30 protein-coding genes and 1 tRNA gene are annotated in these 24,203 nt (G+C 57.2%); 23 read left to right on the top strand and 8 right to left on the bottom strand.

The window, feature by feature from the left end; genetic code table 11:
• Positions 1–40: 40 nt before the first annotated feature.
• Positions 41–784 (bottom strand): hypothetical protein, encoded by a 744-nt coding sequence (locus AC3IUF_RS24375; RefSeq protein ID WP_095112386.1) that lies wholly within the window; start codon positions 782–784, stop codon positions 41–43.
• A gap of 115 nt (positions 785–899) precedes the next feature.
• Positions 900–1,358 (bottom strand): hypothetical protein, encoded by a 459-nt coding sequence (locus AC3IUF_RS24370; protein ID WP_256588353.1) that lies wholly within the window; start codon positions 1,356–1,358, stop codon positions 900–902.
• A 25-nt stretch (positions 1,359–1,383) separates the two neighbouring features.
• Here AC3IUF_RS24370 and AC3IUF_RS24365 point away from each other — a divergent pair, with 25 nt between their 5' ends.
• Complete coding sequence (locus AC3IUF_RS24365; RefSeq protein ID WP_489279538.1) at positions 1,384–2,130, top strand: hypothetical protein; 747 nt, start codon at positions 1,384–1,386, stop codon at positions 2,128–2,130.
• A gap of 45 nt (positions 2,131–2,175) precedes the next feature.
• The gene (locus AC3IUF_RS24360) at positions 2,176–2,544 is read left to right on the top strand and encodes a PH domain-containing protein (RefSeq protein ID WP_007916917.1); all 369 of its coding nucleotides are present in this window, start codon (positions 2,176–2,178) and stop codon (positions 2,542–2,544) included.
• Positions 2,545–2,556: 12 nt separating this feature from the next.
• On the opposite strand, the gene AC3IUF_RS24355 is transcribed toward AC3IUF_RS24360, so the two are convergent.
• The gene (locus AC3IUF_RS24355) at positions 2,557–2,886 is read right to left on the bottom strand and encodes a hypothetical protein (RefSeq protein ID WP_108226062.1); all 330 of its coding nucleotides are present in this window, start codon (positions 2,884–2,886) and stop codon (positions 2,557–2,559) included.
• Between the two features lie 267 nt (positions 2,887–3,153).
• On the opposite strand from AC3IUF_RS24355, the gene AC3IUF_RS24350 reads away from it, so the two are divergent.
• Positions 3,154–3,414, top strand: coding sequence for a DUF6429 family protein (locus AC3IUF_RS24350; RefSeq protein WP_489279537.1), 261 nt, complete (start codon positions 3,154–3,156; stop codon positions 3,412–3,414).
• Positions 3,415–3,627: 213 nt separating this feature from the next.
• Here the strand turns inward: AC3IUF_RS24350 and AC3IUF_RS24345 are convergent, their stop codons facing one another.
• The 4 genes from AC3IUF_RS24345 to AC3IUF_RS24330 all read right to left on the bottom strand — a co-directional run bounded on the left by AC3IUF_RS24345 (position 3,628) and on the right by AC3IUF_RS24330 (position 5,946).
• Positions 3,628–3,969, bottom strand: a complete 342-nt coding sequence (locus AC3IUF_RS24345; RefSeq protein WP_489279535.1) for a hypothetical protein — start codon at positions 3,967–3,969, stop codon at positions 3,628–3,630.
• Entirely contained in the window at positions 3,970–4,347 is a 378-nt protein-coding gene (locus AC3IUF_RS24340; protein WP_160041726.1) for a hypothetical protein, read from the bottom strand. It lies immediately after the preceding gene.
• 330 nt (positions 4,348–4,677) lie between these two features.
• On the bottom strand, positions 4,678–5,757 hold the full coding sequence (locus tag AC3IUF_RS24335; RefSeq protein ID WP_160041724.1) for a GTP pyrophosphokinase: 1,080 nt from the start codon (positions 5,755–5,757) through the stop codon (positions 4,678–4,680).
• 104 nt (positions 5,758–5,861) lie between these two features.
• Positions 5,862–5,946: transfer RNA gene (locus AC3IUF_RS24330), tRNA-Leu, on the bottom strand.
• A 107-nt stretch (positions 5,947–6,053) separates the two neighbouring features.
• Here AC3IUF_RS24330 and queA point away from each other — a divergent pair.
• The 6 genes from queA to AC3IUF_RS24300 all read left to right on the top strand — a co-directional run bounded on the left by queA (position 6,054) and on the right by AC3IUF_RS24300 (position 12,157).
• Positions 6,054–7,118 carry a tRNA preQ1(34) S-adenosylmethionine ribosyltransferase-isomerase QueA gene (gene queA, locus AC3IUF_RS24325; protein ID WP_489279533.1) on the top strand — a complete coding sequence of 355 codons (1,065 nt, stop codon included), beginning with the start codon at positions 6,054–6,056 and terminating at the stop codon, positions 7,116–7,118.
• Between the two features lie 14 nt (positions 7,119–7,132).
• Complete coding sequence (tgt, locus tag AC3IUF_RS24320; RefSeq protein ID WP_163004798.1) at positions 7,133–8,248, top strand: tRNA guanosine(34) transglycosylase Tgt; 1,116 nt, start codon at positions 7,133–7,135, stop codon at positions 8,246–8,248.
• 43 nt (positions 8,249–8,291) lie between these two features.
• On the top strand, positions 8,292–8,630 hold the full coding sequence (gene yajC / locus AC3IUF_RS24315; protein ID WP_007916913.1) for a preprotein translocase subunit YajC: 339 nt from the start codon (positions 8,292–8,294) through the stop codon (positions 8,628–8,630).
• A gap of 64 nt (positions 8,631–8,694) precedes the next feature.
• Positions 8,695–10,563 (top strand): protein translocase subunit SecD, encoded by a 1,869-nt coding sequence (gene secD, locus AC3IUF_RS24310; RefSeq protein ID WP_007916911.1) that lies wholly within the window; start codon positions 8,695–8,697, stop codon positions 10,561–10,563.
• Between the two features lie 9 nt (positions 10,564–10,572).
• Positions 10,573–11,487, top strand: coding sequence for a protein translocase subunit SecF (gene secF / locus AC3IUF_RS24305; RefSeq protein ID WP_007916909.1), 915 nt, complete (start codon positions 10,573–10,575; stop codon positions 11,485–11,487).
• Positions 11,488–11,608: 121 nt separating this feature from the next.
• Positions 11,609–12,157, top strand: a complete 549-nt coding sequence (locus AC3IUF_RS24300) for a glycine zipper 2TM domain-containing protein (RefSeq protein ID WP_007916907.1) — start codon at positions 11,609–11,611, stop codon at positions 12,155–12,157.
• A 177-nt stretch (positions 12,158–12,334) separates the two neighbouring features.
• Here AC3IUF_RS24300 and suhB read toward each other — a convergent pair whose 3' ends face one another.
• Entirely contained in the window at positions 12,335–13,153 is an 819-nt protein-coding gene (gene suhB / locus AC3IUF_RS24295) for a type III secretion system regulator SuhB (RefSeq protein WP_016773320.1), read from the bottom strand.
• Between the two features lie 145 nt (positions 13,154–13,298).
• Between suhB and trmJ the strand changes: the two genes are divergently transcribed.
• The 14 genes from trmJ (at position 13,299) to AC3IUF_RS24225 (ending at position 24,202) form a co-directional block, all read left to right on the top strand.
• Entirely contained in the window at positions 13,299–14,069 is a 771-nt protein-coding gene (gene trmJ / locus AC3IUF_RS24290; protein ID WP_007916903.1) for a tRNA (cytosine(32)/uridine(32)-2'-O)-methyltransferase TrmJ, read from the top strand.
• A 3-nt stretch (positions 14,070–14,072) separates the two neighbouring features.
• Positions 14,073–14,849, top strand: coding sequence for a serine O-acetyltransferase (gene cysE / locus AC3IUF_RS24285; RefSeq protein ID WP_489279531.1), 777 nt, complete (start codon positions 14,073–14,075; stop codon positions 14,847–14,849).
• Between the two features lie 246 nt (positions 14,850–15,095).
• Positions 15,096–15,587, top strand: coding sequence for a Fe-S cluster assembly transcriptional regulator IscR (gene iscR / locus AC3IUF_RS24280; RefSeq protein WP_003227911.1), 492 nt, complete (start codon positions 15,096–15,098; stop codon positions 15,585–15,587).
• Between the two features lie 47 nt (positions 15,588–15,634).
• Positions 15,635–16,849, top strand: a complete 1,215-nt coding sequence (locus AC3IUF_RS24275) for an IscS subfamily cysteine desulfurase (RefSeq protein WP_007916899.1) — start codon at positions 15,635–15,637, stop codon at positions 16,847–16,849.
• A 101-nt stretch (positions 16,850–16,950) separates the two neighbouring features.
• Positions 16,951–17,337 carry a Fe-S cluster assembly scaffold IscU gene (iscU, locus tag AC3IUF_RS24270; protein ID WP_007916892.1) on the top strand — a complete coding sequence of 129 codons (387 nt, stop codon included), beginning with the start codon at positions 16,951–16,953 and terminating at the stop codon, positions 17,335–17,337.
• Positions 17,338–17,371: 34 nt separating this feature from the next.
• Entirely contained in the window at positions 17,372–17,695 is a 324-nt protein-coding gene (gene iscA, locus AC3IUF_RS24265; protein ID WP_003227904.1) for an iron-sulfur cluster assembly protein IscA, read from the top strand.
• 8 nt (positions 17,696–17,703) lie between these two features.
• A complete protein-coding gene (gene hscB / locus AC3IUF_RS24260; protein WP_007916889.1) occupies positions 17,704–18,225 on the top strand; it encodes a co-chaperone HscB in 522 nt (173 codons plus the stop codon).
• Between the two features lie 51 nt (positions 18,226–18,276).
• Positions 18,277–20,142, top strand: coding sequence for a Fe-S protein assembly chaperone HscA (hscA, locus tag AC3IUF_RS24255; RefSeq protein ID WP_489279529.1), 1,866 nt, complete (start codon positions 18,277–18,279; stop codon positions 20,140–20,142).
• Complete coding sequence (fdx, locus tag AC3IUF_RS24250) at positions 20,142–20,483, top strand: ISC system 2Fe-2S type ferredoxin (protein WP_007916885.1); 342 nt, start codon at positions 20,142–20,144, stop codon at positions 20,481–20,483. The genes hscA and fdx overlap by 1 nt, the downstream gene beginning before the upstream one ends.
• A gap of 14 nt (positions 20,484–20,497) precedes the next feature.
• Positions 20,498–20,698 carry a Fe-S cluster assembly protein IscX gene (gene iscX / locus AC3IUF_RS24245; RefSeq protein ID WP_489279528.1) on the top strand — a complete coding sequence of 67 codons (201 nt, stop codon included), beginning with the start codon at positions 20,498–20,500 and terminating at the stop codon, positions 20,696–20,698.
• Between the two features lie 87 nt (positions 20,699–20,785).
• Positions 20,786–21,211 carry a nucleoside-diphosphate kinase gene (gene ndk / locus AC3IUF_RS24240; RefSeq protein ID WP_007916882.1) on the top strand — a complete coding sequence of 142 codons (426 nt, stop codon included), beginning with the start codon at positions 20,786–20,788 and terminating at the stop codon, positions 21,209–21,211.
• Between the two features lie 28 nt (positions 21,212–21,239).
• A complete protein-coding gene (rlmN, locus tag AC3IUF_RS24235; RefSeq protein WP_007916881.1) occupies positions 21,240–22,388 on the top strand; it encodes a dual-specificity RNA methyltransferase RlmN in 1,149 nt (382 codons plus the stop codon).
• Positions 22,389–22,400: 12 nt separating this feature from the next.
• Positions 22,401–23,159 carry a type IV pilus biogenesis/stability protein PilW gene (gene pilW, locus AC3IUF_RS24230; RefSeq protein WP_007916880.1) on the top strand — a complete coding sequence of 253 codons (759 nt, stop codon included), beginning with the start codon at positions 22,401–22,403 and terminating at the stop codon, positions 23,157–23,159.
• On the top strand, positions 23,159–24,202 hold the full coding sequence (locus AC3IUF_RS24225; protein ID WP_007916871.1) for a RodZ domain-containing protein: 1,044 nt from the start codon (positions 23,159–23,161) through the stop codon (positions 24,200–24,202). Before pilW ends, AC3IUF_RS24225 begins: the two co-directional genes overlap by 1 nt.
• The last annotated feature ends 1 nt before the right edge of the window (position 24,203 follow it).

Below are 24,203 nucleotides of genomic sequence, written 5' to 3'. Positions count from 1 at the left end.
GATGATAGCGCAGCCGGCGCCTTGATCCCTTAAATGAGGCTTAAGAATCGATCTTCTTCAGCTTCAGATCGAGCAGTCGCCACGCGGCTTTGTCAGTATCTTTGCCGTCTACTTGCTGAACGGAACAGTCAGAACTGTAGCTGACATGGTCGCCCAACATGTTCAGAGCGGTGACGGTGCTGCTGATGGTATAGGTCTGATCCTTGAACCGTTGGCTGCTCGCGCTCTTGGCGCTGGCGATCGCTGTCGACGCTGAAAAACGCATGGCACTTTTGATAATAGGGTCGCAAATCATGAACGCCATCAGGGATCTGTCCGCGTCCGGATGGTTGCCGGCCAGTCGGCGCGAAACTTCAAAATCGTTGCGCACGTTGTCCTTGAAGTTTTTCTCCTGGATTAATGCGGTCAGGCGCTGGCTGTAGTTCGGTAGAAGTGCGGACTCGGGCGGCGAAGGCTCGTTCTGTGGTTCGCTGGCGACATAGGTCGTAAGGTTGTCGGAGTTCTCAGGTGAGGACGCGATCGCAGCCATGGGCTCCATTGCCTTTTCTAATTCAGGCATGAGTGCCGCCGCGGCGCTCTGCGTCTCGCTGCTCTGCGTTGTCCTCGGCGCGGCCGACGGAAACAGCGACAACGTGATCGACAGCACCACCATCGCGACAATGAAGCCGCCCGCTGCGCCAACGATGTTGCCGTAGAAAATATTCCAGCTGCCACGGTTCTTGACCACCCAGCGCCACATGAACCCCCAAACCGCGACAATCGCCAGAAAACGCAGAAACTCCATTTGATCCTTTCCTTAAACCTTCCAAACCTGAAATCAACGCACGCCCAAGGTGAACGCTGAGAATGGCCGGCAAGATAACAAAACAGACGTGAAATGGCAGTGACGATAGCGGTGCTCAGTGAAAATTAAGCGCGAAAAACGCCAGCGTCGTCACACCCGCAGCCAGCCCACAGATACCGGCGAAAAGTTGCCGGGCCAACGGATGCTCTGGCCGAGGACGCCTGACCAGCCACATCCAGACACCCGCCAGCACGCCGAACGTGGTGATCATTTGCAACACGCTACTGGCCAGGTTCTCAGTTGCAGGAGGCACGTGCGCCGGGAAAAGTCCTGCACAGATCACCGAAAAAATCATCGCTACGATGAAGCCGCTGGCGGCACCCGCCAGGTTGGCGAGGATCAGGTTCCAGGCACCACGAGTCTGCACGACCCAAGCCCAAACGGCTCCCCAGACGAAAAAGTACAACACGGCCATCAAGGTGTTTCTCCCTCTGAAAATTGACTCCACCGAGGTGTTGGCGACCTCGTTACTGGCAGTGGACGGCAAGATAGCAAAATAGTAGCGTCGCGCCACTGCCCATCTCCGTAACGGACTACCCATGCCAGTCAGTACCCACTGTTTGCGCCTGCTCTGCGCAATCACACTCACCGCTGCAATGGCCCCAGCATTCGCCGCCGTGCAAGAGCATCCGGAAAACAGCTGGAAGTACTACGCCGGCAACTGCCAGCGCGTGCTGGAAAAAATGGCCGACGTACAAAGCGGCCGCACCACCGCCTACGACGTGATGTTTGCCCTGGAAAGCAACCTGCAGACCATGAATGAACACCGCTCCAACCTGACGCCCAATCACCTGGGCTCGCGAGAATTCGCCGAATGCGAAAACTTCGCGGGCCAGGCTGAATCAATCATTGCCCAAGGCAAAGCCGAGTTCGCCGCAAAAATGCAAGGTGCTGCGGAGGAAGGCCGCATCGCCCACCAGAATTCCCCCGCCTACCAACGCGCCCGCTCCCTCGGCTACAGCGACGTCGGTGATATATCTTTCCTGAAACTGCACGAAGACACCGACGGCGAAGCACGCCTGAAAACCATGTTGATCACCGTCGACGAAATCTGCGGCCAATACTTCCGCGCCACGCAATATGTGAAGCCGTATGTGATCTATACGGTTCGGCCTTCTGACGGCGGTTGTGGCGAAGTGAAGCGCGTTGCGGTGGTTGGCGGCCGATCAGTGGAGAAGGGTGATTACATTGATGAGAAGGGTGAGTTTCAGTATCTGGGTTGGAAAAAGCTTGTTGGTGCCGACGGGTTCCCAACCGATATCCGCGTGCTGAAAGCCCGTCGTTGAAACTAAGAAATACCGGGATGTTTTCTTGAAGATGAGGATGGACAGATGATCGACTTCAACAACAAAGGCTTCTTCAAACTCAAGCAGAACGATGAGTACGCCGAACGCGTAACCGCGCTGTTGCTGGACGGTGAAGAAGTGATCGACTCTTACAAGGCCATGCGTGACGGCGTGGTGTTTACCAACAAACGCATCATCGCCGTCAACGTTCAGGGGATTACCGGCAGCAAGAAGGATTTCACTTCCTTGCCGTACAAGAACATCGTCGCCTACTCCGTGGAAACCTCGGGCACGTTCGATCTGGATTCGGAGCTGGAGATTTACTTCTCGTCACTGGGGAAGGTGAAGTTCGAATTCACCGGGAAGACGTCGATGGTGGAGATCTCCAAGTACATCTCGAAGCATCTGCTGTAACGCCTCAGCCCATTACAAGATGTCTTTCAAATAGCCCTTGAGCGCGAGGAGCGGCTGATCCAGCTGCTCCAGCGAACGCGCCTCGCTGAACTCGGCTGACAACTTCTGCAACTCCCGCCCCAACGGTTTCTCGACACCGCCCAAGGCGTCCATCGCCAGTCCCAGGCATTCATTCATCTTGAACTGAATGGTCTCGACATCCCCGCGCCGCACCAATAGTTCGAAAATGTCTTTCTGGTAATCACCCATGACCATGTCGTCCCGCAGGATCGGGCTCAGGCCTTCTTCCTCGTAAGCGAGCTTGAGGGAGAAAAGGGCGACTGTTTCCAGTGACGTTTCCATGGGGTGCCTTTAGCGACGTCCGTCAGTGTGAGAGTTGATGACTGGAGGCAGCCACCGTTAGGTGCAAGATGCGCTGGGCTGCCTTCAGAGTGGCGGGATTATACGGAGCGGGATCAACAAGTGCAGCCCAAAGGCGAGGCCGGGCACACTGAAGCCGATCAATAACCTTCACGGGATTGCGCGGCATTTCCATCGGAGGCCGGCGAGTATTATGGTGAGCCTTTACACACTCGACGTTAACTGTTGGATACGAATGGAGTGACGACCATGGAATACGACGACAAACTGATGGAAGACGCCGTGCTTGCCCTGTTGGCAGCGCTCAGTTCCGACGACGGCAATGCCTGGAAAGGGTTCGACTTCGAGATCATGAACCGATTGCATGAGCAGGGTTTCATCAGTAACCCGGTGAACAGGAACAAGTCGGTCTGGTTGACGGAGGAGGGGCTGGAGCGGGGGCGGGCGATAGCGGCGCGGTTGTTTGGGGGAAATGCTCAGGCTGAGCCTGCAAAAGACTCCGACACCTGAGTCCGTGCCATGTCACGTGCTACCCGCGCGGTGGTGAGCGTTCTGCATTGCGCGGTCACTTTATTGCAGGCGAAAAAAAGGCCTTGCTAAGCAAGACCTTTCTTAATTTTGGTGCCCGAGGGAGCCTCATAGGCGCCATTTAAATCGTGTCTTGTAGCCGGATTATATGGGGATTCAGGCTATTGGACGCTAGGGGTCCTCTGGCTACGAATGTCACGCATTTTCTTGCTGAGGTACGGTGGACATTTTTTTCTGAATTTCAGCACGTCCTGCCACTCCTTTGACCAAATTTATCGCAGTCAATAGAGCAACCCAGAAGACGGCGACAGAGCCGAGTACGATAGTCAATTTTTGGTCTTGGAAATCTCCAAGCTTTTTGCTTCCTTCTAACACGGCATAGCAAAGCTCAACGCCCGAATAAGCCGCCGCGGCTGAGAGCATCAGCGAGAAAAGCTCTGCCAGCAGAGGAAGTGATCTCATCAGACACAAGCTATAAATCGTAAACAGCACGCCTGCTATCAGAGCGATGTAAATGAAGGTGTTTGGGCCAGCCATTCAGAGACCCTCCGCCTTAAGAAACTTCTCGATCAGCTCCTTTTTTCTCTCAGCATTCGGGTTCTTTGCTCCGGCTGACTCCTTCAGCGCTTGACTGATCAGGCGCATCTCCTCTCGTTGTCTTTCCCACAGACCTAGACCTGCAACGACGGCACCTAACACGATGGAAATGACACCGATTAATATTGTATTTGAGCCTGGAAAAAAAGAACTGACAGATAGCGCAAAACCGGCAATCGTGGCTATCGCTGTGCTTATCAGGGTGGATGTCTTAGCAAGCTTTCGTCGATCTTGGGAGTATTTGGATATGAAGATCAACGTTTCCTCGTCCATCAACTCAAGACGCCGTATCAATTCTTGTTCGGAAATATCGACCATTTCAGATTCTTTTATGAGGATGCAAAGGCTCGGAGATCAACCGAGAATTAAGGGATTCTACAATGAGTTTGTCTATTTTAGCCTAGCTAGCGGCATCGGCGCATATGAAATGGAGCGCAAGGCCCGGGGGGACCCTGGCACTCCTCCAAGCGTACGGGGTCGGAAACCCGCCGGACCGTGGTAGCGGGAGGTGCCCTCGCTTACTGAGTTCCAATGTTGAAATTGTAAGGATCTGAAGAGAAAAGGGGCATCGTTACCGTATCGGGATCCCTCAGGAACAGACCACGTTTTCAAAATGTGGTATGTACCTGAAATATCGTGTAGATAGCTTCAAAGCTGAGCGTCAGTATTAGTCAGTGCGTTGCTCCAGGTGGGTCCCCAAGGAAACATAGACCGCCACACAGGGTTTGCAGATACCGCGAGAGCTACGTTAATTACTGGAAATATTGGAGCTTTGGGAGCGTTCGGATCATCTTCCGCGAAAGATTTCTGATAGTTATCAATCGCTAACTTACAAAAGGCTTCATTTCTTTCGATCTGAGTTTCGAGTTCTTTCAGAGATGAGATCCCAATATCATTCAGTACGTCGAGTACCTTAGTGATGTTAGCTCGATCCTGGTCACTAAGTTCCTGCTTGTAGCGCCACTGAACGAATTCAACTAGGCTGTCGTAGTTAAGCTCGTTCTCTAGAAAGTTATTCGGGGTGTTTTTGCTTTCCCGAACCTCTTCCAGATACTTGTCTCGCTGTAATCTGATGAATTCGAACTGATCATCGACAGTTTCAAATAAGCCTGCTAGACCATTGAGTTTTCGAATTAGGTTTGATGGGACTTGTGATTCTTTTTTGTACACCATGTGGTGCTGAATTATAGACCAGGCGTCTTGAACTACTGTGCGGACTTGGATCTCGCATCTTAAGTTTCGCAGGTCATCGTACCTTGCGCCGGAATATTTCTCGCTGAGGCGCACTATGAAATGGTGCCCGATGTAACCAAACTTGTTTGTATCCAGCTCCTCGCGCTTGTTGATCTCTTCGGCTACATCAAACTCATTTCGTATGATCTCTATAACTTTTGTGATGTCATTGTTATAAAGGCAAACTACTCTGGCACCAGCAAAGTCATCAATCTGATTGAAAGGATCTGGATAGCTTTTGCGAGTCAACTTTTCAAGAAAGCTGTTGAGCGTCTTAGCTCTCGATCCTAAAAACGAAGTTTCTATGGACGCTTGAGTCACCTTCTTTTTCAAGATGTATTCAACTTCGGCGCAGAGTTGTTCGAACTCAGGCTTCGCATCTAGAAAGCTTTTGATGAGGGCTGGATTCTTCGTCCACATGTCGTCTGTGTGGTTCGAAAGCGTTGACGAAATTGTTTTCTCCGCTTTGGCGCTAGCGGGGGCCTTCCTTGCCATGATCATTCTCCTCAACAGCATCAAATGACGCAGGTTGGCGTGGATACGCCATTTTTACGTCAGACGAAAAAAAAGGCCTTGCTAAGCAAGACCTTTCTTAATTTTGGTGCCCCGAGGGAGACTCGAACTCCCACTCCTTTCGAAAACGGATTTTGAATCCGCCGCGTCTACCAATTCCGCCATCAGGGCTCAATGGCGGCGAAGTATAGAGATGAGATTACCGTCGGTCAATCAGGTACATAGAGAATTTTCGATATTTCCGCTAGACTTTCCGGCCCTGCTAGACGAACCCCATCATGCGTGTTGCTGACTTTACTTTCGAACTCCCTGATTCGCTGATCGCCCGCCACCCTTTGGCCGAGCGTCGCGGTAGTCGCCTGCTGACCCTTGACGGGCCGAGCGGCGCCCTCGCACACCGTCAATTCACTGATTTGCTTGAGCATTTGCACCCGGGCGATTTGATGGTGTTCAACAATACCCGGGTGATTCCGGCGCGGCTGTTCGGGCAGAAAGCGTCCGGCGGCAAGCTGGAAATCCTCGTTGAGCGGGTGCTCGATACGCACCGCGTGCTGGCCCATGTGCGCTCCAGCAAGTCGCCGAAGCCGGGTTCGAAGATTCTTATCGACGGCGGTGGCGAAGCCGAAATGCTCGCGCGTCACGATGCGTTGTTCGAGCTGGGCTTCGCTGAAGAAGTACTGCCGCTGCTCGATCGCGTCGGGCACATGCCGTTGCCTCCTTATATAGACCGCCCGGACGAAGGCTCGGATCGCGAGCGTTATCAGACCGTGTACGCCGAGAAACTCGGTGCGGTGGCGGCGCCGACGGCCGGGCTGCATTTCGATCAGTCGCTGATGGAAGCGATTGCGGCCAAGGGCGTCGAGACCGCGTTTGTCACGTTGCACGTGGGCGCGGGGACGTTCCAGCCGGTGCGCGTCGAGAAGCTTGAAGATCACCACATGCACACCGAGTGGCTGGAAGTCGGCCAGGATGTGGTCGATGCAGTCGCAGCGTGCCGTGCGCGCGGTGGTCGGGTGATTGCGGTCGGTACTACCAGCGTGCGCTCGCTGGAAAGCGCCGCGCGCGATGGCGTGCTCAAGCCGTTCAGTGGCGACACCGATATCTTTATCTTCCCGGGCCGGCCGTTCCATGTGGTCGACGCCCTGGTGACCAATTTCCATTTGCCGGAATCGACGCTGCTGATGCTGGTTTCGGCATTTGCCGGTTATCCCGAGACCATGGCTGCCTACAAGGCTGCCGTCGACAACGGTTACCGCTTTTTCAGCTACGGTGATGCGATGTTCATCACCCGTAATCCCGCACCTACTGCCCCTAAAGAAACCGGCCCAGAGGAAACAGAATGAGTCGCGAATGTCGCATGTCCTTTGAACTTCTGGCCACCGATGGCAAGGCCCGACGTGGTCGTCTGACCTTCCCGCGTGGCACCGTCGAGACCCCGGCGTTCATGCCGGTGGGCACTTACGGCACGGTCAAGGGCATGTTGCCGCGTGACATCGTTGCCACCGGCGCAGAAATCATTCTCGGCAACACCTTCCACCTGTGGCTGCGTCCTGGCACTCAAGTGATCAAGGAACACGGCGACCTGCACGATTTCATGCAGTGGAAAGGCCCGATCCTCACCGACTCCGGTGGCTTCCAGGTGTTCAGCCTCGGCGCGATGCGCAAAATCAAGGAGGAGGGCGTGACCTTCGCCTCCCCGGTCGACGGCGCCAAAGTGTTCATGGGCCCGGAAGAATCGATGCAGGTGCAGCGCGATCTCGGTTCCGACATCGTGATGATTTTCGATGAATGCACGCCGTATCCTGCTGATGAAGACGTCGCGCGCGTATCGATGGAATTGTCGCTGCGCTGGGCTCAGCGCTCGAAAAATGCTCACGGTGAAAACACCGCTGCATTGTTCGGCATCGTTCAGGGCGGCATGCACCAGGATCTGCGCATGCGCTCGCTGGAAGGCCTCGACAAAATCGGCTTCGATGGCCTGGCCATTGGCGGTCTGTCGGTGGGCGAGCCGAAGCACGAGATGATCAAAGTGCTGGATTATCTGCCGGGCATGATGCCGGCTGACAAACCTCGTTACCTTATGGGCGTTGGCAAACCGGAAGATCTGGTTGAGGGTGTGCGCCGCGGTGTGGACATGTTCGATTGCGTGATGCCAACCCGTAATGCCCGCAATGGGCATCTGTTCATTGATACAGGCGTGCTGAAGATCCGTAACGCGTTCCATCGCCATGATGAATCGCCGCTGGATCCGACCTGCGATTGCTATACCTGCCAGAACTTCTCCCGCGCTTATCTGCATCACCTGGACAAGTGCGGCGAAATGCTGGGAAGCATGCTCAATACCATCCATAACTTGCGCCATTATCAGGTGCTGATGGCTGGTTTGCGCGAGGCTATTCAACAGGGTACATTGGCCGCCTTTGTCGATGCCTTCTACGCCAAACGCGGGCTCCCCGTTCCGCCTTTGGACTGAGTTTTCTGACCCCAAGATTCAACATTTGCAACTGGAGTGCTAAATGAGCTTTTTTATCTCTAACGCCATGGCTGACGCGGCTGCACCGGCTGCTGCCGGCCCAATGGGCGGCGGTTTCGAGTGGATTTTCCTGGTCGGCTTCCTGGTCATCTTCTACCTGATGATCTGGCGTCCACAGGCCAAGCGCGCCAAAGAGCAGAAGAACCTGCTGAGCAGCCTGCAGAAGGGCGACGAAGTGGTCACCACCGGCGGCATCGCTGGCAAGATCACCAAAGTGGCCGATGACTTCGTGGTTCTGGAAGTTTCCGACACCGTGGAAATGAAGTTCCAGAAAGGCGCCATCGCCGCCACGCTGCCAAAAGGCACGCTGAAAGCGATCTGAAGCAACAACTTCTACTCAATCGACGGGGCGCGCAAGGCGCCCCGCGTTTATAACGGGCGGCGTGATGCTGAACAAATATCCTCTGTGGAAATACATTCTGATCCTGGCGGTGCTGGCGATCGGTCTGATTTATTCCGCTCCGAATCTATACCCCGATGACCCGGCCATTCAGGTCAGCGGTGCAAGCACTGCGCTGCAAGTCAATCAGGCTGATCTGGATCGTGTGAGCACTGCGCTCAAGGAGTCCGGGATCAACGTCAAGGCAGCCACGCTGGCCGCCAACGGCAAGGGCGGTCTGATCCGTCTGAGCAAGGCTGAAGACCAGCTGCCGGCCAAAGACGTTGTGCGCAAGGCATTGGGTGATGACTACGTTGTCGCGCTGAACCTGGCACAGACCACCCCGCAATGGCTGCGCAACCTGGGCGCGCACCCGATGAAGCTGGGTCTGGACTTGTCCGGTGGTGTGCACTTCCTGCTGGAAGTGGACATGGACAAAGCCCTCGATGCACGCCTGAAAGTCTACGAAGGCGACGTCAAGAGCCTGCTGCGCAAAGAGAAGCTGCGCTATCGCAGTCTGCCGCAACTGGGCGGTGCCATTCAGTTGGGCTTCAGTGATGAAGACTCCCGCGAACAGGCCCGTGCACTGATCCGCAAGAACTTCAACGATTTCGACATTGTTCCGGCCGACCTCAACGGTCAACCGGTGCTGCGTCTGGCGATGACCCCGGCCAAGCTGGCGGAAATCCGTGAATACTCCATCAAGCAGAACTTGACCACGGTACGTAACCGCGTCAACGAGCTGGGTGTTGCCGAACCGATCGTTCAGCGTCAGGGCGCCAACCGCATCGTGGTTGAGCTGCCGGGCGTGCAGGACACTGCCGAAGCCAAGCGTATTCTCGGCAAGACGGCCAACCTTGAGTTCCGTCTGGCTGCTGAGCCGGGTGCTTCGAAAGCCACCTCCGAAACCTTTGAGTTCCGTGAAGGCAATCGTCCGCCAGCACAGATCGAACGTGGTCTGATCATCACCGGTGACCAGGTCACCGACGCCAAAGCCGGTTTCGGCGAGCACGGCACGCCTGAAGTGAACATCCGTCTGGATGGTCATGGTGGTGAGTTGATGAGCCGCGCTACTCGTTCGAACGTCGGTCGCAGCATGGCGGTGATCTTCATCGAACAGCGTCCGGTCACCACTTACACCAAGCAAGTGGTCGATGGCGTCGAGAAAGACGTTGCGGTGCAAACGTTCAAAGAAGAGAAGAAGATCATCAGCCTGGCGACCATTCAGTCGCCGCTGGGTGCTCAGTTCCGCATCACTGGCCTGAACGGTCAGGGCGAATCGTCCGAACTGGCGCTGCTGCTGCGTGCCGGTGGTCTGGCCGCACCGATGTACTTCGCTGAAGAGCGCACCATCGGCCCGAGCCTGGGTGCTGACAACATCACCAAAGGTATCGATGCGTCGCTGTGGGGCATGCTGTTCGTGTCGCTGTTCATCATCGCCATCTACCGCTTCTTCGGCATCATCGCTACCGTTGCTTTGGCGGTGAACATGGTGCTGCTGCTGGCCCTGATGTCGCTGCTGGGTGCAACGCTGACCCTGCCGGGTATCGCCGGTATCGTGCTGACCATGGGTATGGCGGTCGACGCCAACGTGCTGATCTTCTCGCGGATTCGTGAAGAGATCGCCGCCGGCATGACTGTGCAGCGTGCAATCAACGAAGGCTTCGGCCGGGCATTCACCGCGATTCTCGACGCCAACCTGACCACCTTGTTGGTCGGCGGGATTCTCTTTGCCATGGGCACAGGCCCGGTCAAAGGTTTCGCAGTGACCATGTCCCTCGGGATCTTTACCTCGATGTTCACGGCCATCATGGTGACCCGCGCAATGGTCAACCTGATCTTCGGCGGACGTGACTTCAAGAAGTTGTGGATTTAAGGGGCTGCCATGTTACGTACAATCAACTTCATGGGCGTTCGCAACTTCGCGTTCGGCGTCACAGTGTTTCTCACGTTGCTGGCTATGTTCAGTGTCGCTACCAAGGGCATGAACTGGGGTCTGGACTTCACCGGCGGTACGCTCATCGAGCTGACCTACGAGCGTCCGGCCGACGTTACCAAGGTGCGTGAGCAGCTGGCGACGTCGGGTTACCACGAAGCAATCGTGCAGAGCTTCGGTGCGACTACCGATCTGCTGGTGCGCATGCCGGGTGAAGACCCGCAACTGGGCCATCAGGTGGCGGAAGCGCTGCTGAAGGTCGGCGGCGACAACCCGGCAACGGTCAAGCGTGTCGAGTTCGTCGGCCCGCAGGTCGGTGAAGAGCTGCGCGACCAGGGCGGCCTCGGCATGTTGCTGGCGCTCGGCGGCATCCTGATCTACCTGGCTTTCCGCTTTCAGTGGAAGTTCGCGGTCGGCGCCATCGTTTCGCTGATCCACGACGTGATCGTGACCATTGGTATCCTGTCGTACTTCCAGATCACTTTCGATCTGACTGTACTGGCGGCGGTGCTGGCGATCATCGGTTACTCGCTGAACGACACCATCGTGGTATTCGACCGGGTTCGTGAGAACTTCCGTGTCCTGCGCAAGGCAACGCTGATCGAGAACATCAACATCTCGACCACGCAAACCCTGCTGCGCACCATGGCGACGTCAATCTCCACCTTGCTGGCGATTGCGGCGCTGCTGTTCTTCGGCGGTGACAACCTGTTCGGCTTCTCGATCGCGCTGTTTATCGGCGTACTGGCGGGTACCTACTCGTCGATCTACATCGCTAACGTGGTGCTGATCTGGCTGAACCTGACCACTGAGGATCTGATTCCTCCGGCCAACACCGAGAAGGAAGTCGACGACCGTCCATAACGGCCATCGTTTTCCCGGCTGTCAGCCCAAGAAAGGCGCGAGTTGAACTCGCGCCTTTTTTTATGCTCCAAGGCTGGGAGAAGCGCGGGCGCGTCCCGCATGTGATGGTCAGGAGGTTCATGTGAACAAGTCGTTGCTGGTTGGTGCGGTATTGGGTGCTGTCGGTGTGACTGCCGGGGGTGCTGTTGCCACCTACAGCCTGGTTAAAAGCGGCCCTGAGTATGCGCAAGTATTGGCCGTTGAACCGGTTAAAACACAGATCAAGACTCCACGTGAAGTGTGCAAGGACGTGACAGTGACTCGTCAGGCACCGGTAAAAGATCAACACCAGATTGCCGGTACCGTCGTCGGTGCGCTGGCAGGTGGTTTGCTGGGTAATCAGATTGGCGGCGGCACCGGCAAGAAAATTGCCACGGTAGCCGGCGCGGTCGGTGGCGGTTATGCGGGTAACAAGGTGCAGGAAGGCATGCAGGAGCGTGACACCTACACCACCACGCAAACCCGCTGCAACACAGTCAATGACATCAGCGACAAAGTCGTCGGTTACGACGTGCGTTACTCGCTCGATGGCAAGGAAGGCAAAGTGCGGATGGATCGCGATCCGGGCAACCAGATTCCGGTCGACAAGGAAGGCAAGCTGATTCTGTCGCAGAATGAGCCGGCTCAGTAAAGAGCGACTGTTTTAAAAAGAAGCACCCTGCGGGGTGCTTTTTTGTGCCCGCCATTTAGGCTGCACAACAAATCGCCTGTAGGAGGGAGCCTGCATTGGTCCCGTGGTGTGGCAGGTGACGAATTCCAGGCATAAAAAAAGCACCCCGACGGGTGCTTTTTTCGTTTCGCGTGAAGCTTAGCGCTTCAGCGAAGCCGGCAGGTGCGGCTGGATCGCCGTCAGGACTGCCTTGAAGCATTTGGTGTTGCCGGCAACGATATGACCTTTTTCAAGGAAGTCGTGACCGCCGGTGAAGTCGCTCACCAGGCCGCCAGCTTCTTGAATCAGCAGGGCGCCTGCAGCCATGTCCCACTCGGACAGACCCGATTCCCAGAAGGCGTCGAAACGACCGGCAGCAACATACGCCAGATCCAGGCTCGCCGAGCCGGCGCGGCGGATGCCGGCAGTCTGGCCAACCAGGGCGCGGAACATGCCCAGGTAGTTGTCGAGGTTGTCCATCTGATCGTCACGGAACGGGAAACCGGTACCCAGCAGGGCGCCGTCGAGGCTGGTGCGACCGCTGACGCGCAGGCGACGACCGTTCAGTTGAGCGCCGCGACCACGGCTGGCGGTGAATTCTTCCTGACGAACCGGGTCCAGAACCACTGCGTGTTCCAGGCGACCGCGGTATTTGCAGGCGATGCTGACGGCGAAGTGCGGAATGCCACGCAGGAAGTTGGTGGTGCCGTCCAGTGGATCGATGATCCACAGGTACTCTTCGCCTTCGATGCCGGTACCGGCGTGCAGGCCGGTCTCTTCACCCTGGATCGAGTGATTCGGGTAAGCCTTGCGCAGGGCGTCGATGATTTTCTGTTCAGCGGCGCGATCGACCTCGGATACATAATCCTTGGCGTCTTTTTCGTCGACCTTGATGGTATCCAGGCGCTCGATGGAGCGGAAGATCAGTTCACTGGCGCTGCGGGCGGCGCGCAGCGCGATATTCAGCATGGGCTGCATGGATGTGTCACCTAAGGTTGTTAAAGAAAGCCGCGCATTCTATCAGAACTTTTCTTCAGGTGAAGGACGCTGTTCGCTTTCATAGCTTAACGGTAGGCTGTTCTGTAAGATTTGCACCCCTTTCCTGTGTCCGAGAGCGCCTCCCTTGCTGCAGAACATTCGTGTCGTCCTGGTCAATACCAGCCACCCCGGCAACATCGGCGGGGCCGCGCGCGCCATGAAAAACATGGGTCTGTCGCGACTGGTGCTGGTCGAACCGCGGGTCTTCCCGCACCACGAAGCCGACGCTCGTGCTTCCGGTGCCGGTGACATCCTTGAAAATGCGCAAGTCGTCGCCACTTTGGAAGACGCCTTGGTCGGCTGCAATCTGGTGCTCGGCACCAGCGCCCGTGACCGGCGTATTCCTTGGCCGCTGCTGGATCCGCGCGAGTGCGGCACCAAAGTGGTCGAGGAAGCCGGGCAGGGCGCTGAAATCGCCCTGGTGTTCGGTCGCGAAGATTCCGGCCTGACCAATGAGGAGCTGCAGCGATGTCACTTTCACGTGCACATCCCCTCCGACCCTGAGTTCAGTTCGCTGAACCTTGGCGCGGCGGTGCAGGTGTTGAGCTACGAAGTGCGCATGGCTTGGCTGGCCGCCCAAGGTCAGCCGAGCAAGATCGAGAAAGAAGAAGTGGCTTCGGTGAAAAGTGCCGAGCTGGCGACCATGGATGAGCTGGAGCGATTCTATGAGCATCTGGAGCAGACGCTGGTCGCCATCGAATTTCTCGATCCGGAAAAACCACGGCACTTGATGGCGCGCCTGCGCCGGTTGTACGGACGCAGCTCGGTGAGCCGGGCGGAAATGAATATTTTGCGTGGCATTCTCACGGAAACCCAGAAGGCGGCCCGTGGCGAGCTTCTTAAGCGGAAGGACTAAATGATGTTTGAGCGTTTGCGTGAAGATATCCAGAGCGTATTCCATCGAGACCCGGCGGCGCGTAACGCTTTTGAAGTCCTGACCTGCTACCCCGGCATGCATGCGATCTGGATTCATCGATTGGCCGGCATGCTGTGGCGCAACGAACTGAAATGGCTGGCGCGGCTGGTGTCGAACTTCGGTCGCTGGTTGACCGGGATCGAGATTCATCCGGGCGCCAAGGTCGGTCGACGCTTCTTTATCGACCACGGCATGGGCATCGTTATTGGTGAAACCGCCGAGATTGGCGATGACGTGACCATTTATCAGGGCGTGACCCTGGGTGGCACAAGCTGGAACAAAGGCAAACGCCACCCGACGTTGGGTGATGGTGTGGTTGTCGGTGCGGGCGCCAAGGTGCTTGGTCCGTTCACCGTCGGCGCCGGTGCCAAGGTTGGTTCCAATGCCGTGGTGACCAAGGAAGTACCGCCGGGCGCCACTGTTGTCGGTATTCCTGGACGCATCATCGTCAAGTCCGACGAAGAGCAGGATGCCAAGCGCAAGGCCATGGCCGAGAAGATCGGTTTCGATGCCTACGGCGTCAGCGAAGACATGCCTGACCCGGTGGCGCGCGCCATCGGTCAGTTGCTCGATCACCTGCAAGCGGTGGACGGACGGCTGGAAGGGATGTGCGGCGCGCTGAAGGATCTGGGCAGCAATTACTGTGCGAAAGATCTGCCTGAGCTGCGTGACGAAGACTTCGCCTGCGTCAAAGGCAAAGACGAGTCCAAGGCCAGCTAACGCCCCCTGTAGGAGCTGCCGAAGGCTGCGATCTTCTGATCTTGCCTTTCATAAGATCAAAAGATCGCAGCCTTCGGCAGCTCCTACACAGGCATCCGTCAACCGGTGTGCCATTAGGCCGCAGAGCCTGCTATCATTCGCGCGCTCTTTTGCGGGTAATCCTGACTAAAGTACTAGGTCTTAAAGTTGACTTAAATACTCGGGAATTGCATACTCGCCCCATTCTGAACTCCGTGGTAACTGTCCATGCGACTGACTACAAAAGGCCGATACGCCGTGACCGCCATGCTTGACCTGGCGTTGCACGCGCAGCACGGGCCCGTGTCCCTGGCCGATATCTCCGAGCGCCAAGGCATCTCCCTGTCCTACCTCGAACAGCTGTTCGCCAAGCTGCGCCGCAGCAACCTGGTTTCCAGCGTTCGCGGCCCGGGTGGCGGCTACCAATTGTCCCGCGACATGCAGGGCATTCAGGTCGCCCAGGTGATCGATGCAGTAAACGAATCGGTCGATGCCACCAAATGCCAGGGCCAAGGCGATTGCCATTCCGGCGACACGTGCCTGACCCATCATCTGTGGTGCGATTTGAGCCTGCAGATTCACGAATTTCTAAGTGGTATCAGCTTGGCTGATCTTGTGACTCGCCGTGAGGTGCAAGAAGTAGCCCAGCGTCAGGACCAGCGCCGTTGCAACAGCAAGGCGCCACGCCTGGACAAGATTGAAGCGTCCGCCGTCGAATGACAGCCAAAGAGCTAGCGGCACGCCAGCCCTGATTTAGGAGATAGTCCATGAAATTGCCGATTTACCTTGATTACTCTGCGACCACCCCGGTTGATCCGCGTGTTGCGCAAAAAATGAGTGAATGCCTGCTGGTCGACGGAAACTTCGGTAACCCGGCGTCCCGTTCCCACGTGTTCGGCTGGAAGGCTGAAGAATCGGTCGAAAACGCCCGTCGTCAGGTGGCTGATCTGGTCAACGCCGACCCGCGCGAAATCGTCTGGACTTCCGGTGCCACCGAATCCGACAACCTGGCAATCAAGGGTGCGGCGCATTTCTACGGTTCCAAGGGCAAGCACCTGATCACCTCCAAGATCGAGCACAAGGCTGTCCTCGACACCATGCGCCAACTGGAGCGTGAAGGTTTCGAGGTCACCTACCTCGAGCCGACCGAAGACGGTCTGATCACCCCGGCCATGATTGAAGCGGCATTGCGCGAAGACACCATTCTGGTCTCCGTGATGCACGTGAACAACGAAATCGGCACCGTCAACGACATCGCAGCGATCGGCGAAATGCTCCGCGCCAAGGGCGTTCTGTTCCACGTCGACGCCGCTCAGTCCACTGGCAAGGTCGAGATCGACCTGCAGAAGCTGAAAGTCGACATGATGTCGTTCTCCGCCCATAAAACCTACGGCCCTAAAGGCATCGGCGCGCTGTACGTCAGCCGCAAGCCGCGTGTGCGCATCGAAGCGACCATGCACGGCGGCGGTCACGAGCGTGGCATGCGTTCCGGTACCCTGGCGACCCACCAGATCGTCGGCATGGGTGAAGCGTTCCGCGTAGCCAAAGAAGACATGGCGGCCGAAAACGTCCGTATCAAAGCCTTGAGCGACCGTTTCTACAAGCAGGTCGAGCATCTGGAAGAGCTGTACGTCAACGGCAGCCTGACCGCCCGCGTTCCGCACAACCTGAACCTGAGCTTCAACTACGTTGAAGGCGAGTCGCTGATCATGGCGCTCAAGGATCTCGCGGTATCGTCCGGTTCGGCGTGCACCTCGGCGTCGCTGGAGCCTTCGTACGTACTGCGCGCCCTGGGCCGCAACGACGAACTGGCACACAGCTCGATCCGCTTCACCTTCGGCCGTTTCACCACCGAAGAAGAAATCGACTACGCCGCGCAGAAAGTCTGCGAGGCCGTTACCAAGCTGCGCGCTCTGTCGCCGCTGTGGGACATGTACAAAGACGGCGTCGATATCTCGAAAATCGAGTGGGCGGCACACTAAATATAGAAGCCGCCAGATACAGATCCTGTAGCGACGCGGCAGTTTACGCAGCGCAGTTGCAGGGTCTCAAGAGCGGCCCTGATGAGTGAGGATTGAGAATCATGGCTTACAGCGAAAAGGTCATCGACCACTACGAAAACCCGCGCAACGTCGGCAAGATGAACGCGGAAGATCCTGATGTCGGCACCGGCATGGTCGGCGCTCCGGCGTGCGGCGACGTGATGCGTCTGCAAATCAAGGTCAACGACGCCGGCATCATCGAAGATGCCAAGTTCAAGACCTACGGCTGCGGTTCGGCTATCGCTTCCAGCTCCCTCGCCACCGAGTGGATGAAGGGCAAGACCCTGGACGAAGCAGAAACCATCAAGAACACTCAGCTGGCCGAAGAACTGGCCCTGCCGCCAGTGAAGATTCACTGCTCGGTACTGGCTGAAGACGCTATCAAAGCGGCTGTTCGCGATTACAAGCAGAAGAAAGGCTTGATCTGACTTTCTGGATTTGGCGACGAGTAAGGAGTCACCGATGGCTATCAGCATGACAGAAGCGGCTGCTCGACACGTGCGGCGCTCCCTCGACGGGCGCGGCAAAGGTGAAGGGATTCGTCTGGGTGTTCGCACCACAGGCTGTTCCGGCCTTGCCTACGTGCTGGAGTTTGTCGACGAGGTGGTTGCAGAGGATCAGGTGTTCGAGAGTCACGGCGAAAAAGTGATCATCGACCCGAAAAGCCTGGCTTACCTGGACGGCACCGAGCTCGATTTCGTCAAGGAAGGGTTGAACGAAGGCTTCAAGTTCAACAACCCCAACGTACGCGGTGAATGTGGCTGCGGCGAAAGCTTCAACATCTGAGGCTTGTCGTGGGTATTCCTTGTCATTTCGCTTTATTCGAGCTGCAACCGGGTTTCCGTCTGGATCTCGAGCAGTTGGCCACGCGCTATCGTGAGTTGGCGCGCGGCGTTCATCCTGACCGCTTTGCCGACGCTTCCGAGCGTGAGCAGCGGTCGGCACTCGAGCAGTCTGCGCGGCTCAACGACGCCTATCAGACGCTCAAGAGTCCGGCCCAGCGCGCACGCTACCTGCTGACCATCAGCGGGCATGAAGTGCCAATGGAAGTCACGGTCCACGACCCCGAGTTTCTTCTGCAGCAGATGCAATGGCGCGAAGAGCTCGAAGACCTCCAGGACAGTGCCGATCTCGACGGCGTCGCAGTGTTCAAGCGGCGCCTGAAAGTGGCTCAGGAAGAACTCAATGAAAGCTTCGCAGCCTGTTGGGATGATGCAGCGCAACGTGAGCAGGCCGAGCGCCTGATGCGGCGCATGCAGTTCCTCGACAAGCTCACCTACGAAGTGCGCCAGTTAGAAGAGCGCCTCGACGATTAACCCAGTGCCGCTCCGGTCGCACGCCTGATATACAGATAAGTCCTGATCACGATGGCCCTACTGCAGATCGCCGAACCCGGCCAAAGTCCTCAACCGCACCAGCGTCGTCTGGCTGTGGGGATCGACTTGGGCACTACCAATTCGCTGGTCGCTGCGTTGCGCAGTGGTCTTTCCGAGCCGTTGGCTGACGCAAACGGGCAGGTCATCCTGCCGTCCGCTGTGCGTTACCACGCCGATCGCGTCGAAGTCGGTGAGTCGGCCAAACTGGCTGCCGCTTCCGATCCTTTGAACACCGTGCTGTCGGTCAAGCGCTTGATGGGTCGTGGTCTGTCCGACGTCAAGCAATTGGGCGAGCAACTGCCATACCGCTTTGTCGGTGGCGAATCGCATATGCCGTTCATCGACACCGTGCAAGGCCCGAAAAGCCCGGTCGAAGTCTCCGCCGATATCCTCAAGGTCCTGCGTCAGCGCGCTGAAGCAACCTTGGGTGGCGAGTTGGTGGGTGCGGTGATCACCGTTCCTGCTTACTTCGACGATGCTCAGCGCCAAGCCACCAAGGATGCGGCGAAACTCGCCGGTCTGAACGTGCTGCGTCTGCTCAATGAGCCGACCGCTGCCGCTGTGGCGTACGGTCTGGATCAACACGCTGAAGGCCTGGTCGCTATTTATGACCTGGGCGGCGGCACCTTCGATATTTCCATTCTGCGTCTGACTGGCGGTGTTTTTGAAGTGCTGGCCACTGGCGGCGACAGCGCGCTGGGCGGCGATGACTTCGATCACGCGATTGCCGGATGGATCATCGAGAACGCGGGCTTGTCCGCCGATCTCGATCCGGGCGCACAACGCAATCTGCTGCAAACCGCTTGCGCGGCCAAAGAAGCCCTGACCGATGCGTCCAGCGTTGAAGTGGCCTATGGCGACTGGAAAGCACCGCTGACCCGCGAAGCCTTCGATGCGCTGATCGAGCCAATGGTCGCGCGCAGTCTGAAAGCCTGCCGCCGCGCCGTTCGCGACTCCGGCATCGAGCTGGAAGACGTGCACGCCGTGGTCATGGTCGGTGGTTCGACTCGCGTGCCGCGTGTTCGCGAAGCCGTTGCCGAAGCCTTCGGTCGTCAGCCTTTGACCGAAATCGATCCGGATCAAGTGGTGGCCATCGGTGCCGCGATCCAGGCCGATACCCTGGCTGGCAACAAGCGCGATGGCGGTGAACTGCTGCTGCTCGACGTGATTCCGCTGTCCCTGGGGTTGGAAACCATGGGCGGTCTGATGGAAAAGGTGATTCCACGTAACACCACCATTCCCGTCGCTCGCGCACAAGATTTTACGACTTATAAAGACGGCCAGTCGGCCATGGCGATCCACGTCCTGCAGGGTGAGCGCGAGCTGATCAGCGACTGCCGCTCGCTGGCGCGCTTCGAATTGCGCGGTATCCCGGCGATGGTCGCCGGTGCAGCGAAGATTCGCGTGACCTTCCAGGTCGATGCCGACGGTCTGCTCAGCGTTTCCGCCCGTGAACTGGGTTCAGGCGTTGAGGCAAGCATTCAGGTCAAACCGTCCTACGGTCTGACCGACGGCGAAATCGCCAAAATGCTCAAGGATTCGTTCCAGCACGCCAATGACGACAAGGTCGCCCGCGTTCTGCGTGAGCAGCAGGTCGATGCCCAGCGTCTGATCGAAGCGGTGCAGGGCGCTCTGGAGGCGGATGGCGAGCGTTTGCTCGACGCCGAAGAGCGCATGGTTATCGACCTGCAGCTGCAGGAATTGGCCGAACTGATGAAAGGTACCGATGGTTATGCCATCGAGCAGCAGACCAAGCGTCTGTCGCAAGTGACCGATGCTTTTGCTGCCCGCCGCATGGATCTGACGGTGAAAGCCGCTCTGTCGGGGCGCAATCTGAATGAAATCGAGGATATCTGATGCCGCAGGTCATTTTTCTGCCCCACGAGAAGTTCTGCCCTGAAGGCATGGTTGTAGAGGCTGCGCCCGGCACATCGATTCTCGAACTGGCCCACGAACACCACATCGAGATGGAAAGCGCTTGCGGCGGTGTCTGCGCTTGCACCACCTGCCACTGCATCATCCGCGAGGGTTTCGACTCGATGGAAGAGGCCGACGAGCTGGAAGAAGACTTCCTCGATCGCGCCTGGGGTCTGGAAGCGCAATCGCGTCTGGCTTGCCAGGCTATCGTTGGTGAAGAAGACATCACCGTCGAAATTCCGAAATATTCGCTTAACCATGCGGCCGAAGCGCCGCACTGACTGGTAAGACTGTCATGAGCTACGGTTGGAATGATGTTCAACGTATTGCAGAAGAATTGGCCGAGGCCTATGACGGCGTCGATCCGTATTCTGTAGGTTTTGTCCGTCTGCAGCAGATGATCCTGGATCTGCCTGACTTCGATAGCACTTCTGGCCGTGTCGGCGAGAAGGTGCTGGAAGCGGTTCAGGAGCTCTGGGCCAAAGAATTGGACTGATCGTCTCGCAGGTTAGGCAATACCCAAGAACCCGCGTATAATTCGCGGGTTTAATTTTTCGCAAATTACCGTTTCTGGAGTTACACCATGGCTGTTCAACGCACTTTCTCCATCATCAAGCCTGACGCTGTTGCAAAAAACGTCATCGGCGAAATCACCACTCGTTTCGAAAAAGCCGGCCTGCGCGTTGTAGCTTCGAAACTGAAGCAACTGTCCAAAGCTGAAGCTGAAGGCTTCTACGCTGAGCACAGCGCTCGTGGTTTCTTCGGCGACCTGGTTGCTTTCATGATCTCCGGTCCTGTTGTTGTTCAGGTTCTGGAAGGCGAAAACGCTATCGCTCTGAACCGTGAGCTGATGGGCGCTACCAACCCTAAAGAAGCTGCTGCCGGCACCATCCGCGCTGACTTCGCTGATTCCATCGACGCCAACGCTGTTCACGGTTCGGACTCCGAAGCCGCAGCTGCTCGTGAAATCTCGTACTTCTTCGCAGCTACTGAAGTAACCACTCGCTAAGCATTGGCTTAAGAGTGAAGGTGAATCCATGACTACATCGACTGTAAAAACCAACCTGCTGGGTCTGACTCAACAGGAAATGGAAAAATTCTTCGACTCAATCGGGGAGAAGCGTTTCCGTGCCGGTCAGGTAATGAAATGGATTCACCATTTTGGTGTCGATGATTTCGACGCCATGACGAACGTCAGCAAGGCCTTGCGCGACAAGCTCAAGGTTATTGCTGAGGTCCGTGGTCCGGAAGTGGTCAGCGAGGACATCTCCAGCGACGGCACCCGTAAGTGGGTGGTGCGCGTGGCGTCCGGCAGCTGCGTCGAGACCGTGTACATTCCCCAGGGCAAACGCGGCACTTTGTGCGTTTCGTCCCAGGCAGGCTGTGCCCTGGATTGCAGTTTCTGCTCCACCGGCAAGCAAGGCTTCAATAGCAACCTCACCGCCGCCGAAGTCATCGGCCAGGTGTGGATTGCCAACAAATCCTTTGGCAGTGTCCCGGCAACCGTCGACCGTGCCATCACCAACGTGGTGATGATGGGCATGGGTGAGCCATTGCTGAACTTCGACAACGTCGTCGCCGCCATGCATCTGATGATGGATGACCTCGGCTACGGGATCTCCAAGCGCCGCGTGACCCTGTCCACGTCGGGTGTGGTGCCGATGATCGATGAGCTGGCCAAGCACATCGACGTGTCCCTGGCGTTGTCCCTGCACGCACCAAATGACGCATTGCGTAACCAATTGGTGCCGATCAACAAGAAATATCCGCTTAAGATGCTGCTCGAGTCGTGCCAGCGCTACATGTCGTCTCTGGGCGAGAAACGTGTGCTGACCATCGAGTACACCTTGCTCAAGGACATCAACGACAAGGTCGAGCACGCGGTGGAAATGATCGCGCTGCTGAAAGATATCCCGTGCAAGATCAACCTGATTCCGTTCAACCCGTTCCCGCATTCCGGGTACGAGCGGCCGAGCAACAACGCGATCCGTCGTTTCCAGGATCAGTTGCATCAGGCCGGTTTCAACGTCACTGTGCGCACCACCCGTGGTGAAGACATCGACGCTGCATGTGGTCAATTGGTAGGGCAGGTGCTGGATCGCACCCGTCGCAGCGAACGTTACATCGCCGTGCGTGAGTTGAGCGCCGACAGCGATCTGGCACAGAACGCCGCGAATACTAACTAAGAGAGGATCTCTATGTCCCTGCGCTTTGCGCTGCTGTTGCTGTTGGCCAGCCTGTGTGCTGGTTGTGTCCTTTCGGGTGACTACAACCCGATGAAGACCAGCAAGGGCCGCGATGAAGCGCGGGCTGCCTACGTGCAGCTGGGGCTGGGATACTTGCAGCAAGGTATGACTGAACGGGCCAAGGTGCCGCTGAAAAAGGCGCTGGAAATCGACGGCTCCGATCCGGATGCCAATGCGGCCCTCGGTTTGGTGTTTCAGTCCGAAATGGAACCTGAGCTGGCCGACGAACACTTCCGCAAGGCCTTGTCCTCCCGTCCCGCCGATGCGCGCATCCTCAACAACTACGGCAGTTTTCTCTACGAACAACAGCGTTATAAAGAAGCCTACGAGCGTTTTGAACAGGCTGCGGCCGATACCCTGTATCCTGAGCGTTCGCGTGTGTTCGAAAACCTCGGCATGACGGCCGCAAAGCTCGGTCAGCGTGATCTGGCGCAGCAGCAACTGGAAAAGGCGCTGCGTTTGAACCGCCAACAACCGCGTGCATTGCTGGAAATGGCTGAGTTGTCCTTCGAAGACAGGCATTATGTGCCCGCGCGTGACTATTACGACCGATTCAGCCTGCTGACCGAACAAAATGCACGTAGTCTATTGCTCGGCGTTCGGCTGGCAAAAGTGTTTGAAGATCGCGACAAGGCCGCCAGTTATGGCCTGCAATTAAAACGACTCTATCCCGGTACGCCGGAATATCAGCAATACCTGTCGGAGCAATGATGAAAGCGGCGCATCCCGAAGTTGTAGCAGCGAATCGCGTTAACCCCGGTGAGACCCTGCGCCAGGCCCGCGAAAGCAATGGCTGGTCGCTGGCCGAAGTGGCCCTCAAGCTCAACCTCACCGTGACTTCCCTGAGCAATCTTGAAGCCGGCGCTTTCGACAAGCTGCCGGGGCATACCTTCGCTCGCGGTTACATTCGCGCCTATGCCAAATTGCTCGGCATGGACCAGACCGTGCTGGTTCAGCAATTCGACCAGTCCACTGGCACCGACTCCCAGGGCAGCAACGTTCACGCCCTTGGTCGTATCGAAGAGCCTGTACGGGTTTCCCACACTATTTTGCGTATTGTCAGCCTGCTGTTGCTGATTGCGGTCATCGGCGGCGGTTTCGTCTGGTGGCAGGATCAGACGTCGCTGCGCACCAAGGACCTGACGTCCCTGGCGCCTGAGCACGTTGAAGTCGAGGGCGCTGACGGTACGACCCAGATTCACCCGATCGACGAGCCGGAAGATCAGGCTGTCGAGGAGAACCAGTCCGACAGCTCGACTGCGCTGGCATTGCCTCAGTCTGAAACCACTGCTGAATCGACTGGCGCAGAAGCTGCTGCCCCGGCAACTGCTCCAGCGGCACCGGTTGCACCGGCTGTAACGCCGACCGCTCCGGTTCATACGCCAGCCCCGGTTGTCGCCAATCCGGCCACTCCTGCGCCAACCGTTCCAGCTACCCCAGCACCAACCGTTACCGCTCCAGTCGTTGCTGCTACACCGGCACCAGCCGCAGAAGCGGCCGCTCCGGTGGCCGGCGATGGTCAGGTACAACTGCAGTTCAGCGCCGATTGCTGGGCGCAAGTCACCGATGGCCGTGGCAAAGTACTGTTCAGTGGTCTGAAGCATAAAGGCGATAATGTGACCGTCAGCGGCAAGCCGCCGCTCGCCGTGCGTCTGGGCGTTGCCCGTGCTGCACAGGTCAGCTACAACGGCCAGCCGGTCGATATCGCTCCGTTCACCAGTGGCGAGACTGCTCGCCTGAAGTTGGGTCAATAAG

Source organism: Pseudomonas sp. KH_040 (assembly GCF_057839305.1).
This window is presented reverse-complemented; position numbering and strand designations above follow the sequence as displayed.

What these genes read in the sequence shown, in the direction of transcription:
- AC3IUF_RS24375 (WP_095112386.1), bottom strand. Translation starts at nt 784, where the DNA reads ATGGAGTTTCTGCGTTTTCTGGCGATTGTCGCGGTTTGGGGGTTCATG.
- AC3IUF_RS24365 (WP_489279538.1), top strand. Translation starts at nt 1,384, where the DNA reads ATGCCAGTCAGTACCCACTGTTTGCGCCTGCTCTGCGCAATCACACTC.
- AC3IUF_RS24360 (WP_007916917.1), top strand. Translation starts at nt 2,176, where the DNA reads ATGATCGACTTCAACAACAAAGGCTTCTTCAAACTCAAGCAGAACGAT.
- AC3IUF_RS24355 (WP_108226062.1), bottom strand. Translation starts at nt 2,886, where the DNA reads ATGGAAACGTCACTGGAAACAGTCGCCCTTTTCTCCCTCAAGCTCGCT.
- AC3IUF_RS24350 (WP_489279537.1), top strand. Translation starts at nt 3,154, where the DNA reads ATGGAATACGACGACAAACTGATGGAAGACGCCGTGCTTGCCCTGTTG.
- AC3IUF_RS24345 (WP_489279535.1), bottom strand. Translation starts at nt 3,969, where the DNA reads ATGGCTGGCCCAAACACCTTCATTTACATCGCTCTGATAGCAGGCGTG.
- AC3IUF_RS24340 (WP_160041726.1), bottom strand. Translation starts at nt 4,347, where the DNA reads ATGGTCGATATTTCCGAACAAGAATTGATACGGCGTCTTGAGTTGATG.
- AC3IUF_RS24335 (WP_160041724.1), bottom strand. Translation starts at nt 5,757, where the DNA reads ATGGCAAGGAAGGCCCCCGCTAGCGCCAAAGCGGAGAAAACAATTTCG.
- queA (WP_489279533.1), top strand. Translation starts at nt 6,054, where the DNA reads ATGCGTGTTGCTGACTTTACTTTCGAACTCCCTGATTCGCTGATCGCC.
- tgt (WP_163004798.1), top strand. Translation starts at nt 7,133, where the DNA reads ATGTCCTTTGAACTTCTGGCCACCGATGGCAAGGCCCGACGTGGTCGT.
- yajC (WP_007916913.1), top strand. Translation starts at nt 8,292, where the DNA reads ATGAGCTTTTTTATCTCTAACGCCATGGCTGACGCGGCTGCACCGGCT.
- secD (WP_007916911.1), top strand. Translation starts at nt 8,695, where the DNA reads ATGCTGAACAAATATCCTCTGTGGAAATACATTCTGATCCTGGCGGTG.
- secF (WP_007916909.1), top strand. Translation starts at nt 10,573, where the DNA reads ATGTTACGTACAATCAACTTCATGGGCGTTCGCAACTTCGCGTTCGGC.
- suhB (WP_016773320.1), bottom strand. Translation starts at nt 13,153, where the DNA reads ATGCAGCCCATGCTGAATATCGCGCTGCGCGCCGCCCGCAGCGCCAGT.
- cysE (WP_489279531.1), top strand. Translation starts at nt 14,073, where the DNA reads ATGTTTGAGCGTTTGCGTGAAGATATCCAGAGCGTATTCCATCGAGAC.
- iscR (WP_003227911.1), top strand. Translation starts at nt 15,096, where the DNA reads ATGCGACTGACTACAAAAGGCCGATACGCCGTGACCGCCATGCTTGAC.
- AC3IUF_RS24275 (WP_007916899.1), top strand. Translation starts at nt 15,635, where the DNA reads ATGAAATTGCCGATTTACCTTGATTACTCTGCGACCACCCCGGTTGAT.
- iscU (WP_007916892.1), top strand. Translation starts at nt 16,951, where the DNA reads ATGGCTTACAGCGAAAAGGTCATCGACCACTACGAAAACCCGCGCAAC.
- iscA (WP_003227904.1), top strand. Translation starts at nt 17,372, where the DNA reads ATGGCTATCAGCATGACAGAAGCGGCTGCTCGACACGTGCGGCGCTCC.
- hscA (WP_489279529.1), top strand. Translation starts at nt 18,277, where the DNA reads ATGGCCCTACTGCAGATCGCCGAACCCGGCCAAAGTCCTCAACCGCAC.
- fdx (WP_007916885.1), top strand. Translation starts at nt 20,142, where the DNA reads ATGCCGCAGGTCATTTTTCTGCCCCACGAGAAGTTCTGCCCTGAAGGC.
- iscX (WP_489279528.1), top strand. Translation starts at nt 20,498, where the DNA reads ATGAGCTACGGTTGGAATGATGTTCAACGTATTGCAGAAGAATTGGCC.
- ndk (WP_007916882.1), top strand. Translation starts at nt 20,786, where the DNA reads ATGGCTGTTCAACGCACTTTCTCCATCATCAAGCCTGACGCTGTTGCA.
- rlmN (WP_007916881.1), top strand. Translation starts at nt 21,240, where the DNA reads ATGACTACATCGACTGTAAAAACCAACCTGCTGGGTCTGACTCAACAG.
- pilW (WP_007916880.1), top strand. Translation starts at nt 22,401, where the DNA reads ATGTCCCTGCGCTTTGCGCTGCTGTTGCTGTTGGCCAGCCTGTGTGCT.
- AC3IUF_RS24225 (WP_007916871.1), top strand. Translation starts at nt 23,159, where the DNA reads ATGAAAGCGGCGCATCCCGAAGTTGTAGCAGCGAATCGCGTTAACCCC.